16 protein-coding genes are annotated in these 16,257 nt (G+C 36.7%); 8 read left to right on the plus strand and 8 right to left on the minus strand.

Features of this window, described 5'->3' with window-relative positions:
- Positions 1-31: 31 nt before the first annotated feature.
- Positions 32-355 (plus strand): hypothetical protein, encoded by a 324-nt coding sequence (locus CUU64_RS15235; RefSeq protein ID WP_101634442.1) that lies wholly within the window; start codon positions 32-34, stop codon positions 353-355.
- Positions 356-796: 441 nt separating this feature from the next.
- Here CUU64_RS15235 and CUU64_RS15240 read toward each other — a convergent pair whose 3' ends face one another.
- Entirely contained in the window at positions 797-1,618 is an 822-nt protein-coding gene (locus CUU64_RS15240) for an STAS domain-containing protein (RefSeq protein ID WP_101634443.1), read from the minus strand.
- Positions 1,619-2,525: 907 nt separating this feature from the next.
- On the opposite strand from CUU64_RS15240, the gene CUU64_RS15250 reads away from it, so the two are divergent.
- Positions 2,526-2,717, plus strand: coding sequence for a hypothetical protein (locus tag CUU64_RS15250; RefSeq protein ID WP_101634445.1), 192 nt, complete (start codon positions 2,526-2,528; stop codon positions 2,715-2,717).
- Positions 2,718-2,781: 64 nt separating this feature from the next.
- Here the strand turns inward: CUU64_RS15250 and CUU64_RS15255 are convergent, their stop codons facing one another.
- Positions 2,782-4,185, minus strand: a complete 1,404-nt coding sequence (locus tag CUU64_RS15255) for a DHA2 family efflux MFS transporter permease subunit (protein WP_101634446.1) — start codon at positions 4,183-4,185, stop codon at positions 2,782-2,784.
- A gap of 350 nt (positions 4,186-4,535) precedes the next feature.
- Entirely contained in the window at positions 4,536-5,411 is an 876-nt protein-coding gene (locus tag CUU64_RS15260) for an STAS domain-containing protein (protein ID WP_101634447.1), read from the minus strand.
- A gap of 222 nt (positions 5,412-5,633) precedes the next feature.
- Between CUU64_RS15260 and CUU64_RS15265 the strand changes: the two genes are divergently transcribed.
- Complete coding sequence (locus tag CUU64_RS15265; protein ID WP_101634448.1) at positions 5,634-5,831, plus strand: DinB family protein; 198 nt, start codon at positions 5,634-5,636, stop codon at positions 5,829-5,831.
- Between the two features lie 108 nt (positions 5,832-5,939).
- Here the strand turns inward: CUU64_RS15265 and CUU64_RS15270 are convergent, their stop codons facing one another.
- The gene (locus CUU64_RS15270; RefSeq protein WP_101634449.1) at positions 5,940-6,710 is read right to left on the minus strand and encodes a YibE/F family protein; all 771 of its coding nucleotides are present in this window, start codon (positions 6,708-6,710) and stop codon (positions 5,940-5,942) included.
- A complete protein-coding gene (locus CUU64_RS15275; RefSeq protein WP_374702725.1) occupies positions 6,707-7,846 on the minus strand; it encodes a YibE/F family protein in 1,140 nt (379 codons plus the stop codon). Before CUU64_RS15275 ends, CUU64_RS15270 begins: the two co-directional genes overlap by 4 nt.
- 360 nt (positions 7,847-8,206) lie before the next feature.
- Here CUU64_RS15275 and CUU64_RS15280 point away from each other — a divergent pair, with 360 nt between their 5' ends.
- From CUU64_RS15280 to CUU64_RS22095, 4 genes are all read left to right on the plus strand, one after another.
- The gene (locus CUU64_RS15280; RefSeq protein ID WP_101634450.1) at positions 8,207-9,022 is read left to right on the plus strand and encodes a ZIP family metal transporter; all 816 of its coding nucleotides are present in this window, start codon (positions 8,207-8,209) and stop codon (positions 9,020-9,022) included.
- Positions 9,023-9,297: 275 nt separating this feature from the next.
- Positions 9,298-10,167 (plus strand): SDR family oxidoreductase, encoded by an 870-nt coding sequence (locus CUU64_RS15285; protein ID WP_101634451.1) that lies wholly within the window; start codon positions 9,298-9,300, stop codon positions 10,165-10,167.
- 235 nt (positions 10,168-10,402) lie between these two features.
- Entirely contained in the window at positions 10,403-12,004 is a 1,602-nt protein-coding gene (locus CUU64_RS15290) for an ATP-binding response regulator (RefSeq protein WP_101634452.1), read from the plus strand.
- 243 nt (positions 12,005-12,247) lie between these two features.
- Entirely contained in the window at positions 12,248-12,415 is a 168-nt protein-coding gene (locus tag CUU64_RS22095) for a hypothetical protein (RefSeq protein ID WP_180954626.1), read from the plus strand.
- Between the two features lie 97 nt (positions 12,416-12,512).
- On the opposite strand, the gene CUU64_RS15295 is transcribed toward CUU64_RS22095, so the two are convergent.
- Positions 12,513-13,247 carry a hypothetical protein gene (locus tag CUU64_RS15295; RefSeq protein WP_257985546.1) on the minus strand — a complete coding sequence of 245 codons (735 nt, stop codon included), beginning with the start codon at positions 13,245-13,247 and terminating at the stop codon, positions 12,513-12,515.
- A gap of 219 nt (positions 13,248-13,466) precedes the next feature.
- Here CUU64_RS15295 and CUU64_RS15300 point away from each other — a divergent pair, with 219 nt between their 5' ends.
- Complete coding sequence (locus tag CUU64_RS15300; RefSeq protein ID WP_101634453.1) at positions 13,467-14,111, plus strand: SDR family oxidoreductase; 645 nt, start codon at positions 13,467-13,469, stop codon at positions 14,109-14,111.
- Positions 14,112-14,416: 305 nt separating this feature from the next.
- Here the strand turns inward: CUU64_RS15300 and CUU64_RS15305 are convergent, their stop codons facing one another.
- Together CUU64_RS15305 and CUU64_RS15310 are read right to left on the minus strand one after the other, a co-directional pair.
- The gene (locus CUU64_RS15305; protein ID WP_101634454.1) at positions 14,417-14,875 is read right to left on the minus strand and encodes an SRPBCC family protein; all 459 of its coding nucleotides are present in this window, start codon (positions 14,873-14,875) and stop codon (positions 14,417-14,419) included.
- A 263-nt stretch (positions 14,876-15,138) separates the two neighbouring features.
- Positions 15,139-16,086, minus strand: coding sequence for an ABC transporter substrate-binding protein (locus CUU64_RS15310; RefSeq protein ID WP_101634455.1), 948 nt, complete (start codon positions 16,084-16,086; stop codon positions 15,139-15,141).
- Between the last annotated feature and the right edge of the window lie 171 nt (positions 16,087-16,257).

Genomic DNA, 16,257 nt, shown 5'->3' on the forward strand with positions numbered 1-16,257 from the left:
AAAAGAATAAAACGAAAAAAGGAGGAACATTATGCCGCGCAAACCTGCAGCAATCAATAATGATCCAGAGAAGGAAACGAACAAGCCTTCACCAAGCAACGATACAAACAAAGATGAAATCAGTAACCTGAATCGTATGTTAGCCGCTGTATTAAATTATCTTTCAGATGATGAAGTAGAAGAGATAGATTTTGACTATATTGTCGATAAAACGGAAGGACTTCGAGATTGGTGGGATCGTTACCGAGAAAGCAACAGAAAAAATATCGAGGAAGAGATTCGAAAATCGTTAGGGGAACTGTCCTTGGAAGAACTGGAAAAGATTCGTGAACAGATCAAAGAAAAACAGGATTAACCAAAAGATGTTCATTCAAACAGTGTAAAAAGCAATAAAAATGGTTTTGGTTAATAATTATTTGTCGGAGCAGGATCCAAAAAAACATTAGTACCAGCTCAGTCCTGTTTCATTGGAAATTAATCTTTATCTAATTCTGTATGATATGATTTAAATGTATGTTCCATACTAAAGAAATCTATCATTACAATCTAATTAAAGACGGATTTTTCAAATCCCATAAAAAATCTGACTAGACTATGGAGTGAAGGACTGAATATATCAGTTACATTTGGTATATACCAGCGAAATCCAATTGTATCGGTTAAAATCAGCATATGCAAAGTGAAACTTCCGGATATAAGCGTCCCTACTTTTAGATATTACCGGGGTACAATAATAGATTAAAAAAGAGTCGCCGAAGCAACTCCCCAAGTATATATATAACGTGAAAAATTCTATTCAAGTTGTTAAGTACTGTTTCAATGCCTGTTGTAGAGTTCCTAATGTTTGGGTGTTGTTATCAAACCTGAAGCCTAAGCGGATCATTTTTCTAACTACCTCAGCTCGCAATCCTGTAATTACTGTTTGACATCCCATCATGGCACTTCCATCAATAATCTTAAGTAAATGATCAATCACTTCAATGTCCATCTCTGCAATACCGGACAAGTCCATAATCAAAGTTTGGATATGTAACTTTCCAATCTCCACCAAAACCTTTTCTTCAATGACATTGGTTCGAAAAGTATCTACCGAACCAATTAAAGGTAAGATACAAATACTTGGTGTAATTGGAATGATAGGTACCGATAAATTTTCCACCAATTCTCGTTGAGCCTTTATCAATGAATCCTTGTAATTAGTATAATTGATAAAGAAAACATTCAAAAATTGGTCGATCAGGCTGTTAATTTGTTTTTCCATTAAAAAAAATTCCTCGTATGGAATATTATTTGTAAAATCATTATATTTTTGTAGAAATTCCCATAGGGTTCTTCGAATAGCTTGAACCCACTCTAATTTAAAAGCTAACGTGAGTTCGAATGTAGCCCACGCGATACCCTCTTGTTTAGCGAAGGATTCAAGTTCCTTATCCTGCGCATCCACAACGTAGCGAACTAACTTATGTGCATTATTTACTAGGTCAATGTTTCCTAGTGTTAAAATGTCATCGATTTTTTCTCTTACATTCGACGCTTCGTTTAGTAAATCGTTCTCAAAATTCTGTTTATTTTCTTGGAGGAAAGTCATTAATTTATCTGTTTCTAGGACCTTTTCCATGTTTTTCTCCCCTTTTTTAAGTGAAATAAAACACCGCAAAATTATTATACCCAATTTTTAAAGAAATAAACTATATACTAAAAATTTATTTCATAATAATAAATGTAGTATTTTTTTGTATTATTTTATTACAAAGTGCATGTATTGCAATTCAATACCTAGACCTGTATTTAATTGGGGTAACATACATCTTCTTTAAAATCCGACTTTCATGAGGTGATTGTTGGCATCTAATGGAAGCTAAACCAGTATAATTAGAAAATTTAAAATTTATTTTCATGGAACTGGGACAAAGCATATTAGAAGAAATTTATTGCCAGGCTTTGGACTACCAAGCTTTGATAGATAGTCATTTTCGTTACTTATACAATCCTAAAGCAAACGATTTGGTGGCGAACAGATAAAACACTTTAAGATTCTATCGCAAACCACCCGGTCCATTTCTTTCTTTTGATATTCTTTATCATGAAGGGAAGCCTGTCTTCCTTTATGAAAGAGAAAAGAGATTTCGTGTAAAGTTTCGAAATTACAAAAAGAAATCGCTATTACGGCAACCAAGTTTTGTAGAGTGGGTTTGAAGCCACTCTTTTTATTTTTTCAATGTTTATTGCTGTTCATCAATAAAAAATTTTTATTAAATGTTAGGGTAACTATGGTAAAATAATATAAATTATTTTAAATTTCTGGAGAAAGTAATGAGGGTTTATAGGCTAAAAAAGAATTATAAGGATTTGTACAAAAAAGGCGCTAAATTTTTTCTTATTGCGCATTCTGAATTCATTGGAATCAAAGAGTTTGTACTACAATCCCAAGACTTGGAGACCAAAATAAATGTAAGTGATGAAGAACTTACTACTTATTTTGTATTACTAAATGAAAAAAAATCTTTTATACAGGAGAGTAAATAATGAGAGAATTAATCAGCGATTGTATTATCGATGCGTTAGGAATGCCCCCAAGTGACGAACAAATCGACACTGTTATTAAAAATATGCCATCGGAGTTAGTCAGCTTAGCCGAACAAAAGGGGGAAAATGACCAGGAAGTAAAAGAAAAAGTTTACGTTTGGGTAAATGAAAACATTAATGACTTTTTATAAAAGTCGATTCGCCTAAAAAGGAAAGCCAAAAGAGCATGAGGGATCAGCCCCATGCTTTTTTCTATTAATCTGCTTGCTGCTTAAGCGGCTTCCTGCTTTTGATAAAGAAGGATAAGAACAAGCTTATTGCCGAAAGGACAGCAACGACAATAAAGGAAATATTGACTCCGTATATATCGGGATGGGGAATATCCGGACGATGCTTTGCCAATTCAGTGCTTGTGGTCATTACTGTGATAAGGATTGCTGTTCCAACCGATGCGGCAATCATTTTCATCGTATTGTCCATGGCAGCGCCGTGCGGAAGTAATCGATTCGGGAGAAGATTTAAGGCGGCTGTGGAAATCGGCATCATGACCATAGACAGTCCGAGCATCCGGATGCTGTACATGACTGTGATATAGGTAATAGTGGTTGCTGGCCCTAAGTCGATAAATGCAAAGGAAGATAGTGTAATAATGAACAGCCCTGTAATGACCAGCCACCTTGCTCCGACTTTATCGAAAATCCGACCGATAAAGGGCGCAAGAATACCGGTTATCAAGGCTCCAGGCAATATAGCAATCCCTGCTTCAAACGCTGTGAAGCCACGCATGTTTTGCATGAAAAGGGGAATTAGCGTTTCGGCTCCAATAAGTCCCATAAAGGCTATCATCCCAATCAGGATCGCTAGCGGGAAAAAAGAATATTTAAACACCCGGAACTCAAGCATAGGTTGTTCCAGCCGCAGCTGCCTTACAATAAAGCAAGTCAGGGCTACAATTCCAATGAATAGGGACAATATCGTATTTTGTTCCGTCCAGCCATAGTTGCCCGCGCTAGTGAAGCCGTATAGCAATCCGCCAAACCCAAACGATGATAAAACAATGGAAAGAACATCCACTTTAGGTTTAGTAACTTCTGTAACATTCCGTAGTGCCTTCATTGCAATTAAAATATCAATCAAAGCGATGGGAAGTATGATGAAAAACAATAGTCTCCAGGAGTAATGTTCCGTAACCCAGCCAGACAATGCGGGACCAATCGCCGGTGCAAATGAGATAACAAGACCCACTAATCCCATAGCCGCCCCGCGTTTATGTACAGGAAAGATCATCAAGAAGACAGTCTGCATAAGCGGCAGCATGACACCAGCCCCGCTGGACTGGATCATCCTTCCAAGTAAGAGCATTCCAAAATTGGGTGCAAGCCCTGCAACCAGTGTTCCAAAGGCAAATATACTCATCGCAGAAATAAACAGCTGCCTAGTCGTAAAACGCTCCAATAAAAAGGCGCTGACAGGAATCATGATCCCATTTACAAGCATAAAAACAGTCGTCAGCCACTGTGCACTGTTAGCGGTAATGTTCATTTCAGCCATCACCGGCGGTATTGCTGTTATCATCAATGTTTGATTCAAGATCGCGATGAACGTTCCAGCAAGCAGCAGAGCAACAATTGTTGACTGATTATACGTTGGTTTCTCCATTCTTCTGTTCTCCCATCTGTTGTGTTTGTTCAATTTTATCCTCAGGGACTATTAGGTATCCCATTTGTCATAATAGCTAAGACCCTTTGTAGTTTACATGAATTGATTTCAAGATTCCATGAAATTGCGCGATAACGGCCAAGATTTTTCGAACAATAGAATATTGTAGTAAAACATAACAAAACCAGGCCCCTAAGTTAAATAGAATCAGTTACAACAAGGGATATTAAAACCTCTTTTTGTCCAGTAATAATTGTTTCCGAATTAGATTTGTAATCATACATAAAATAAAAACAGCCTATTTGGCTGTTCTGTATCCGGGTTATCTTACATTATTTATATTTTAATATTTAAGACCCATGGATCGTGTTCGCCATTTTCTGTGACTTTGGTTGAATTACAAGGCCTAATTGATTGAGAGCCTGCTGCATAGTCGCTGCCGTTTTAATGTCCTTAAAATCTAAGCCCAATCTTACAATGGTTTGTGCTATTTCTGGTCTTATACCGGTTATCATTGCTTCTATACCAGTCAACCTCAACGCAGTTATGATTTTAAAAATTTGATCAGCAACCATTGTGTCAATGATCGGGACACCAGAGACATCGAAAATGATGGTTTTTAGATTAAGCCGGGAACCTTCAGATAATGAGGTTTCCATCATTAATTGAGCACGGTTGGTATCAATGGCACCGACTATCGGAATAGCAGCGATCCCTTCTATGATAGGAACAACAGGCACTGATAATTCTTCTAAAGCGCTATAAGCTATCTTCATTAATTCGTTGCTTCTGTTTTCATACACCTCACCCATCACACTAAAAACCTTATCAAGCAATGGATCAATAATCTTGGATACATCGAGCATAGTAATAGCCGCAAATTGTTTTTTCTTCAATTCCTCAGTAAAGACATCCCAAATCACAGTCCTATAAAAAGAAACGGCTCTTAATGAATTACTTAATGAGACATCGTATTGTATCGCAAATGCCGCCGCCTTTTTGCCCCAGTCAATCACTTTTTTAGAAATTAATTCTCTATCCTCGTATAGCGCCTCTCCAAAATATCTAACTAATTCTCCTCTATATTCAATAAGTGTTGATGTCGGAGCACCGGCATTTTTTAAACCTTTCGTATAGTCTGAGTCGATAAGTTCAGTTATCTTTTTGGCTAAAATTGATTCATTTTCAACGATTTTATGGCCAATATATTGTAATTCTTCCTTCACTATAAAATCCCCTTATAAATTTACATATTTGAATCTACTATACAATTTATTCCTCTGAAGATAAAGACTTGGAATATTAATCTGTGTCCTAGATTGTATAGCTAAAGTTAGAAATAAAACGCTATATTGCGTAAAAATGTAAAGTGGTGCATCAAGAATGGAGTTTTTTAAATCCGCATTTTACTTTATTCCTTATTATAGATGATATTTGGGGGGAGTATAATGGATAGCAGATATCCGATTGGAGAATTTAGAGTAAATGAAAATATAACCAAAGATGATGTGCAACACTGGATAAATGATATAGAAGCTGCACCGAATCACTTATTTGAAGCAGTAAAAGGATTAACAGACCATGAGAGTGGTATAGAAATAAAGATAAAGAAAAGGCTGCTTGTTGGCAGCCTTTTTAAAATATGATGGGAGGTTGTTAACGTACATTAGATTGCGGTTTTAGCCATATAGTGTTTTTGTTATAACCTGTAAAGACGGCTTGATCGCAGTAGTCAAGGCGTTTCCAGTTAAACCTTATAAGTGGTTGTTTTCTCTTTTCCTTGTTAAAAAATAAGCATTAATCCATGAAGTTATTGGGATAATCAGACCAATACCAATTCCAGCACAAAATATAGATATTATTTCAGCACTAAATATTTTAGAATTTATAATCTGGCCCAAAGAATAGGATAATTCCTCATACCATATAAGTAAACCCATATAGCCTCCAATGAATGCGAAAAATAAAGTATTCGTATTTGTCCCCAAGATATCCTTTCCAATATTAAATCCAGAAGTGAATAATTCATGCCTGCTAATTAAGGGATTATGATAAAAGATTTCACGCATGGGAGATGTAATAGAAATGGCAACGTCAGTAATGGCACCTATTGTACTCATAATCATAACGGCTGCCCCAATTTTAACAAAATCTACTCCTATATAAAGGGAAAAGATACTTAATTCCTCTATTTCTTCTTTACCAAAACCCTGAATCATGGAAATTCTTGTCACGATGTTAATAAAAAAAAGCAAAATGATTATCGTGATCATCGTAGAAATGAATGCTGTTATTGTTTTACTATTCACTTCGTTAATATAAAAAAGATTAATACAACTAATTACTGTACATGCAATCAACGTTAAGATAATCGGATCAGCATTTGGGTCTGCCATAAAAATAACTGTGATAATTACCACAACAAAATTTAAGAATAACGAAATAAAAGACCGTGCTCCTTTTTTACCGCCAACAACCACCATGAGTAAAAATAAAATAGACGCCAGCCAAACTAGTACATTCATTGTCTTGCCCTCTTTCGGTTAATGAAAAAAATAGACGTATAGAGTCCTATGGGGATAGTTAACACGATTCCAATTCCACCTGCTAGGGCTCGAGCCAATTCTAATGAAAGGTTCATGGAAAGAGTATAACCAAATGCAGAAGCATTTTTGAAATACAGTATTAACATTGGAATGGAACCACTTATATAAGCAAAAAATAAAATATTTGTCATGGTTCCCATAACATCTTTTCCAATCTCCATCCCTGAAGTCTTAAGTGCTTTCACTGGTATGTTGTTATTTGTTTCATATAAACCGAATATGGAAGAAGACATTGTAATGGCTACATCCATTACGGCACCTAATGATCCTATTAGTAACCCTGCCATAAACACCATTTGATATTTAGAAGTTAGAAATTGCATTTCTTCATACCGAAGCCCATTTCCGGAAGTGATCCACATAATCATATAAGTAATTACAATTGTGGAAAAAGTGGCTAATAAAGTAGCAACAATAGCAGCATAAGTTTTTTCATTAAAACCGCTGACAAGTAATAAAGAAAGAATAGTAAAAAAGATAACACTTACACTGCAAATCAATACCAAACTAATGTTTGATGTGTTTAGATAAATATCTAACGCATACGACAATATAACGGCATTAGCTACCAAGCTTATGATAGAAAAAAATCCATGTTTTTTTCCAACGATAAGTAGAGTAAAGATAAAAATCCATGCAATCATTAAAACATATTGATCACGTTTTACATCTTTTATGGTTCCAGTAAAATCCGAGTTTTCAACTTTTTTTGAATTAATCGCAACAAACAACTCATCTCCAACCTGATATTTTTGATCATAAGCACCTGAAGATGAATACTCATTAGTTAAATGGATAAGATGTCCCTTTTCTCCTCCATTTTTTAACTCGGCTATTATACTCTGTTCGAATAGATTATCTTTATTATCGTGTACATCAATCATATTAGTTTTATTAGTCAACGTAACTTTAATTACTTCGGCTATGGGACGATCATAGAATGAATAATTATGATTAACGAAAAAAACAGAGGCGGCAAAACAAAAGCCTAATATGCCATACATAAAAATCTGTTTATAAGTCATTGCTTTTATTTTGTTTACTGTGTTGTTCAAAAAAATTCCTCCAACGATAAGAATGGGATTGTGTTACAAAGTTTGGATTTATTGTTGTCCAAGTTCAATTAAAAATTTAAATCCTTAACTTCCCCTATGGATGGTGCAAATCAGCAGATATGCAATCTCACCAACGAGCGTACTCGGTTAACACAGGACATAGAATAACAATTGACTTTTCAAATCGCAAGAAAATGTCTTCCACCTGGTTTCCTTTAATGATGATAGGTTATATTTCATAATGAAAGTAATTATTATACATGTTAAATAATTGACTATCTTATGCATTCACCTTAAAATGTTTCCTAAGGTAAACATTTTAAACTTCATCTATATGGGAATAAAAGGAGAGTTTCCGTCATGGTTCATTTTTTTCAAGATTTTAACCCTGTCACACAAGCATTCATCGCTACTTTATTTACTTGGGGAATGACGGCTTTGGGAGCTGCTCTCGTGTTCGCAACAAAAACATTAAATCAGCGGCTGTTGGATAGTATGTTAGGGTTTGCTGGCGGGGTCATGATTGCAGCCAGTTACTGGTCCTTACTATCTCCAGCGATTGAAATGTCGAATGACAATCCAATAGGGGCTTGGTTTCCAGCGGCCTTTGGTTTTTTACTAGGAGGTATATTTTTATGGGGGGTTAATAAAGTCATTCCCCACCAGCATCCGAATGCCGACATCAGCAAAGCGGAAGGATATCGTTCAAAAGGGAGAAAAAGAAGCACATTGTTGGTACTTGCGATAACGCTCCATAATATCCCTGAAGGATTAGCGGTTGGTATTGCTTTCGGTGCACTTGCAAATGGGGGAACCGAAGCCTCTTTAGCTGGGGCTGTGACTCTGGCCCTTGGAATCGGTATTCAAAACTTCCCAGAAGGTGTTGCGGTTTCCATGCCTTTAAGAGGTGAGGGAATGTCCCGAAGAAAAAGCTTCTTGTATGGACAATTTTCAGGAATGGTCGAGCCAATTGCTGCGGTGATCGGTGCAATTGCGGTTTCATTTATTGAACCATTACTACCTTATGCATTAAGTTTTGCGGCCGGAGCAATGATCTTTGTTGTAGCAGAAGAAGTTATCCCTGGTTCACAAGAGAATGGCCATAAAGATTTGGCATCTATGAGTTTAATGGTTGGATTTGTGTTGATGATGATATTAGATGTAGCATTGGGGTAAATCAACTATCGGGATAGGTAATTTTGATAGAATAAAATAGAAACAACTATATATGTAACGCTTAGACATTCTTCGACCAATTTTTAAACTTAAGGACCGATAATGTTAAACTGGTTCGAAAACAGCTTGTTTACTTAAAGAACAATACAACAATGAAGGAGTGTATCTTTAATAATATTCCTGCCTACAACACATTTTGAATTTGCATGAACATTAATAATTCGTTATCCTGAACAAAAATGGTTTTTCCACAACAATGAATGGAGGAAAGAGTTATGAAAATATTAGTAACTGGAGCAACAGGGAAGCTGGGTACCAAGATTGTCGAAACGTTACTGAAGACTGTGCCAGCGAATCAATTGGCTGTCAGCGTCCGTGATCCAGAGAAAGCAGAAGGGCTAAGAGCACGCGGGGTAGAAGTCCGCCAAGGTAATTTTGACAATCCGCAAACTTTGGATTCTGCTTTTGCAGGGATTGACCGCTTATTAATTATTTCAGCGGATGGAGACAACGAAACTAGAATTAGACAACACACGAATGCAGTAGGCGCGGCAGAGCGGGCAGGAGTTCAATTTATTGCATATACCAGTATCGTTAATGCACAGAAAAGCAATATCTTCCTTGCACCGACTCATAAGGCAACAGAGGAAGCCATCTTGAAAACAGGTATTACTTACTCGTTTTTACGCAATAACTGGTACTTAGAGAATGAAATTTCAAGTATTCAGGGGGTCATGGCAGATGCTCCTTGGGTAACCTCTGCGGGAAAAGGAAAGGTAGGCTGGGCACTCCAGCAAGAATACGCTGAGGCTGCAGCGGCGGTACTGTCAGGCAACGGGCACGAAAACACAATTTACGAGCTTTCCGGAAAGTTATTGACACAGGAAGAACTAGCAGCGGCTCTTGGCGAAGTATTGGCAAAAGAAGTATCTGTACAGCAAGTTGATGATGCTGCTTACGCCGACATAATGAAAGGAGCGGGTGTACCGGATTTCCTTATTCCAATGCTGGAAGATATCCAGAAAGGTATTCGTGAAGGCGAACTGGCGATTGAAAGCAATGATTTCAAAAAACTTCTCGGACGACCACTTACCCCCATCAAAGAAGCTCTGGCACAAGTGATAAAAGAAATACCAAAACAATAATTCAATGTTTGAAAGCCGACCTCCACACAGAATTGGGAGGTCGGTTTTTTCATAGGCGTTAGTCCCAGTTACAGGTGCGTCCTAAATGGATAAATATTACATTGAAATTTTTATATAATCTTCCTAATTCTTAACGATATAATGTTGTTATGTTCTTTTCGTAGAATAGCAAAATTTACTAAGCAGGTTTATTTAAAAGATTAACACGGCGACACAACAGAAGGGGATATCAGCCTTGAGTGAATTAAGACACATAGGTGAACAAATAATTCAAAATAACCAGAAACTGGTACGAACCATTGATGAACTTCAGAACAAATACAGGCAAGATGCCGGTAAAAAGTGGTATTTTTTTTTAGAAACAATCGATAGGGCAGAAATCATCAACTTTTTTGGGCGGGCTTTATATGAGGATTATAACGAGTTAATGCCTTGTGCGATTAAATTTGGCAAGAATGTGGCTAAACTTGCGGTTCAGTATCATTTTTCATTAAGTGATTCACTTCGTGTAATTAACACATACAGAAAAGTCATATGGGACATCATTGTTGAAATCGTGCAAAAAGAACAATTTCAAACGAGAACAACTTTATCCGTGTGCAGTATTATTGAACCCATGGTAGATGATATTACCGCTATTTTTGTGGAAACATATGAAATGCATAGTAATAATATTAGGCGTGAAAAAGAAGCGGCTGAAAAAGCGAATTTGGCAAAAACGGAATTTTTGTCCAAAATGAGCCATGAATTACGGACACCTCTTAATGCAATTCTTGGCTTTGCGCAAATTCTGGAGATGGATCAAGAGTTAAATCAACAACAAATTAGCTGCATATCTGAAATTTTGACCAATGGAAATCACTTATTATCTCTAATTAATGAAATATTAGACCTATCTTCCATTGAAGCGGGGAAATTGAGGCTATGTTTCGATGAAATTAACATACATGCCATCGCACAGGAGAGTATTCGATCTGTTCAACCAATGGCAGCAAAGAAGAATATAACTCTTCGTAGCCAGCTTGATCTTCTGCAAGAAGTTACTATTTTGGCAGACCCAATCCGTATAAAACAAATCCTGCTTATTTTGTTGGATAATGCCATTAAATATACACCAGTTAATGGAATGGTCACGATGTACACAGTAATAGAAAAAGAAAGTCTTATCATTCATATTAAAGATAGTGGACAGGGATTCTCTATTGATGAATATAAAAAAATATTTGAACCATTTTATCGGATTGAGGGAACTCTAGAAGACGGAGTAGGGATAGGCTTATCGATCGTTAAACAACTGGTTCATTTAATGGAAGGGCAAATTGGAGTAAAAAGCATCATTGGAAAGGGAAGCGATTTTTGGGTTCAGTTTCCTTTAATTGTTAAGGAATCAACTGATTTACACGGTGTTGCTCTAACTGAGGATATTGTATATGAACCCTGTCTTTCGGCAGGCCGTGTTCTATATATTGAAGATAACGAGTCCAATTTAAACTTGGTCGGTCATATAATGAATTCTCAAAACATTGAGCTCATAACTGCACGAAATGGCAAAGAAGGTATTATAAATGCCCAAGGGGGAAACATTCATGTAATCTTGTTAGATCTCAATCTTCCAGATTTAAGTGGCTTTGAGGTGTTTGATATTTTAAAAGCTAACCCTTTATTAAAGGATACGCCCATTATAGCCTTAAGTGCCAATGCTATGGAGAAAGACATTGAAATTGCTTTAGCTAGGGGATTTGACAGTTACGTAACAAAGCCGATAAATGTTCGTGAATTTATTGCGACTGTGACAAAGCTACTCTCACATAAGAAACTGGAACATCTTCTTGATTGAAAAATTTAACAGGATTGAAAGACTGCATCATATCTGGTGCGGTCTTGTTTTGTTTGACGTGTTTACCTATTGTTTCAAGTCATGTAATCCTTTATTGTTTGGTATTTCTCGGGGTATTTTGCAAAAAATAATTTAGTATGAAAGAATTTTTTAGGGCTGATCGATCAGCCTGGTTCGTAAGAAGATCCTAGCTCTACTGTAATAATAGTCTATTTACCATCTATACATGAAGGAGGAATCAATATGAGTGATGAACAATATAACTGCCACAACATAACCAAAAGAAAAGACATTAGTAAAGATGAATTGAATCAGTATTTAAGTGAAGGATGGAAACTCATTAAGATAACAGTGGGAGAAAAGGAAACGCCATTTACAGTTGGGTGGGAAGAGGCAGGGAATTATCATTAATTTTGGAAGATGAAAAGACAGGTGACCAATAAGCAGCTACCTCTTCGAGTCCCGGAGAAGTCCCTTTCCATCCGTTCTGTTTCGAACTGTATATCCCTCATGAAAACAAGTCCATCGTTTTAAAAAGGAGAGGGTTGAAATCATTTCTGTTGCTTTGCATGGAGCGCCATAGATTTCCCAATAAACGCGGCATCATTTGTTTAGAAGGTATTTTTCCATATTCCATAAAATAGAGATAAAAGTTCAAATATAAAATACTTGTATTAGGAAGATGGATTTTATAGAAATACTCTTCATTTTCCGAAATGGTTGCAAATGAAAAAGATTCAGCACCTGCTAGAAAGCGGGTTTCTTTTTTATTATAAAAATTTGAAATGTAATTAAGCTTATCAATGACAATCGGGTCGTCATCTCCGTCAGCATTGGCAAAGCGGGACTGCTGTTTTGGGGACAATGATTGGATGTCCGTTAGGAAAACAGACACGTGAGCAAAAGCTTTGTCAAAGCCATCTGAAATGGGGGTCAGCTTCAAATGGTTCATTTTTTCAATAAGAGGGTATTTTAAATCTTGATCAAGATATTCCGGTATAAAGGCCTGCCTTGCTAATTTTAATTCTGCGAGAGTTTGCACCTGAAAGCTGGTTATAAAAAAGCAATCACCATTGTGATTAATTGATAACCAAGCCTGTTCTTTCTCATTTATTACGTAATCATTGTAAACATTTTGGTCAAAGGCAAAGGGCTCTATTTCTTTTCTGTTTAATTTGTTTAAATACTCTGGTACGCTCACTTTGATTCCAGTGTGTAAATATATTTCCATTTGTTTACTCATTGAGGACCACCTTGTTCATCTTTAGGTTTGAAACAAATTGTAACCATGTTGCTGCTATAATTTACCCGTTACAAAGGAAATGTAATCAGCTTATTGCATGATTGATCTAGTAATAGTAACCTTTGGGTGTTCCATTTTTTGAACAGATTATTTGATACGGGGTTTATTTTACGAAATAATTTTAGTGCACAATATAGTAGATCGAAAGGAGTTTGAGGAATGAAGGTATTCGTAGTCGGAGCGAACGGACAAATTGGCCGTCACCTAATTCAGTTATTGAGTGAAAGTAAGGAACATACAGCAAGAGCTATGGTTCGAAAGGAAGAACAGGAAGAGGTTTTTCGTAAAATAGGGGTGGAAACCACAATTGTCAATTTAGAAGGCAGTGTGAACGAAATCGCAGAGGGAGCAAGAGGCTGCGATGCGATTGTTTTTACTGCGGGATCCGGCGGGCACACCGGCATGGACAAAACGCTTCTCATCGATTTGGATGGAGCTGTGAAAACGATGGAAGCTGCCGAAAAAATAGGAATTCAAAGGTTCTTAATGGTAAGTGCATTACAGGCTCATCATAGGGAAAACTGGAACGAAAAAATCAAGCCGTATTATGTAGCGAAGCATTATGCAGACAGAGTGCTAGAGCAAAGCAGTCTGATATATACCATCATTCGTCCAGGCGGCCTTCTGAACGATCCGGGGACAGGAAAAGTTTCAGCCGCCGAGAATTTAGAAAGAGGATCTATCCCTCGTGAAGATGTGGCCAAAACTATCATGCTGGCTTTAGATGAGGAACGTACTTACAAACGTTCATTTGATCTTGTGTCTGGAGAAACTCCGATTTCTGAAGCATTGAAGTCGATTTAATTCTTATTTAGGAAAACCAATAAGGATAAAAAATAGGCTGCTTTGTCCGGCAGCCTTTCTGCTTGTAATGAGACAGTATTAATTTTTGAAACAATTAGGATATAAGCGGAAATTTGGAAATATAAGCGAAAATTGAAATATATAAGCGTCCGACTACTTAAGAGAACAGTCATATAAGCGCAAAACATTGTAGAACGATTATCTTATTAAAAACCTCGATAGAATATATCCAATAAATTACTAAATCCACATTATGTACGGATTTACACTTATCAAAAAAAGATTAAACGCTTTTCTTTCCATCCTTAATCCACCCGAATGACCGGCAAAGTCTCTCCAGTTTCGAGGAAACTCTTCAGATTACTGAGTACGGCTGGCCATCCATTATTATATCCCTCAAAGGTATCATCATTTTCTACGAAATCTGCTGCCAATAGATTTTCATGCTTAAGCGTAAGTTTTACAGTTTTATCCATTGGTTTGAGTGTAAAAGTGACTCGTGTTGGACTCTGACGGGGTGTGTTATCCCCCTTATAGGTCCATGTAAACGAAAGCAGGCTTTGTGGCTCATATTTTAGAACATTTCCATAGTCGCTAACCATCCCGTTACGGGAGTATGTGACTGGCGAACCTACTTTCCAGTCAGAATCAACCCTGGTCCCGAAAAAGTATTTTTGGCTGATATCTCCGTTAGTAAGACCTTCCCATATCTTCTCGGGCGTTGTTGAAATGTAAGTTACATAGACAAATGTTCGATTATCCATCACTTTTAACCTCCTCATCTTATTTTTAACATAATGTATTTTTATATTCCATGCAATCCTTTATACAATACATGCAAAGTTACCATTCCCAGGCATAATTATATTTTATAAGAAACCTCGTTAGAATATTTGTTACGAATCATAACGCCCGAAAAAATTTCTTACCATTTTAAGAGAAATCATTAAGCGTTCATACACATGTGATTAAATACAACAAACGCGAAGAGGATTTCTTCGCGTTTGTAAACTACCATGCTATAAAATTATTTTGTAAGAGATTCTTCAATTCGATCTATGGAAAGTTCATTGGCAATCAAACCGTTTATTGTCCAATGGCTAGGGTCATCCATTTTATAGACATGGCCCTTTTTAACCGAAGGAAGACCTTTATATATATTGCTTTGTTCTAATTTTGAAAGGCCGGGCTCCTCTGGTTTGCTGACTAAAAAGAGGTGATCGGCATCAAGTCCGGATAGAGACTCGAGTGAAATGGGCTGCCAAGCGGCTTCTGCTTTTGGCAGTTTTTGTACCATCTCAGGTTGGGATACACCCAAGTCATTGTAGAGAACATTTGCTGCAAATCTAGTATTTTCAAATAAGTAATATTTATCTCCTGCAATCCAGATCAATGCAGCTGTTTCTTCTCCAATTGCCTTTTTGATCTTTTCGGATGCGTTTTTTGTTTTCTCTTCATATTGTGCTATTTTTTCTGTTGCAAGCTTTTCTTTTCCTGTTATTTTTCCCATTATTTCCAGCTGTTTTTTCCAATCAGCGCTGTCTTGATCTTTGTATACGTAAGTTGGGGCGATTTTCTTATATTCTTCATATTGTCCGTTTTGAATTGAACCAGCGGAGCTGAAGATGATTAAATCGGGTTGAGCCTTAATTGTCTGTTCTAGAGGCAAATCCCAGCCGATTTTCGGTACATCTTGTAAATCAGATTGAAGGTACTCTAGAACCGTCGTTCCAATTGACCACTGGGCAGCCGGAGTTACATCAAGCGCAACAAGGGAATCTTCCAAATAAGGTGCAAGAATCCTTTTAGGCTCAGATGGAATGGTTACTTTTCCGTTTGCATCTGTTATAGTGATTTGTTTTGGTGCGTTATTTGTTTCTTCAGCTCCATTTTCATTCTTACCGCAGGCTGAAGCAAGTAGTAGAATAGAAAGCAGAGCAGCAATTGCCCCTATGTATTTTTTCTGGGATCTCATAAGTCGTTTTCCTCCTCATAAAGCATATACATGGAAATGATAATCATTCTCACATTAAAAGTCAATATAATCATAGGATAAATATTATTATTTTACACAAATATCTTGTAAATACTATTGAATTAATTTTATACTTACTACATTGAAAACGATTCTCAATATATAAAAACA

It is taken from the genome of Bacillus sp. V5-8f (assembly GCF_002863565.1).
GTDB lineage: Bacteria > Bacillota > Bacilli > Bacillales > DSM-1321 > Peribacillus.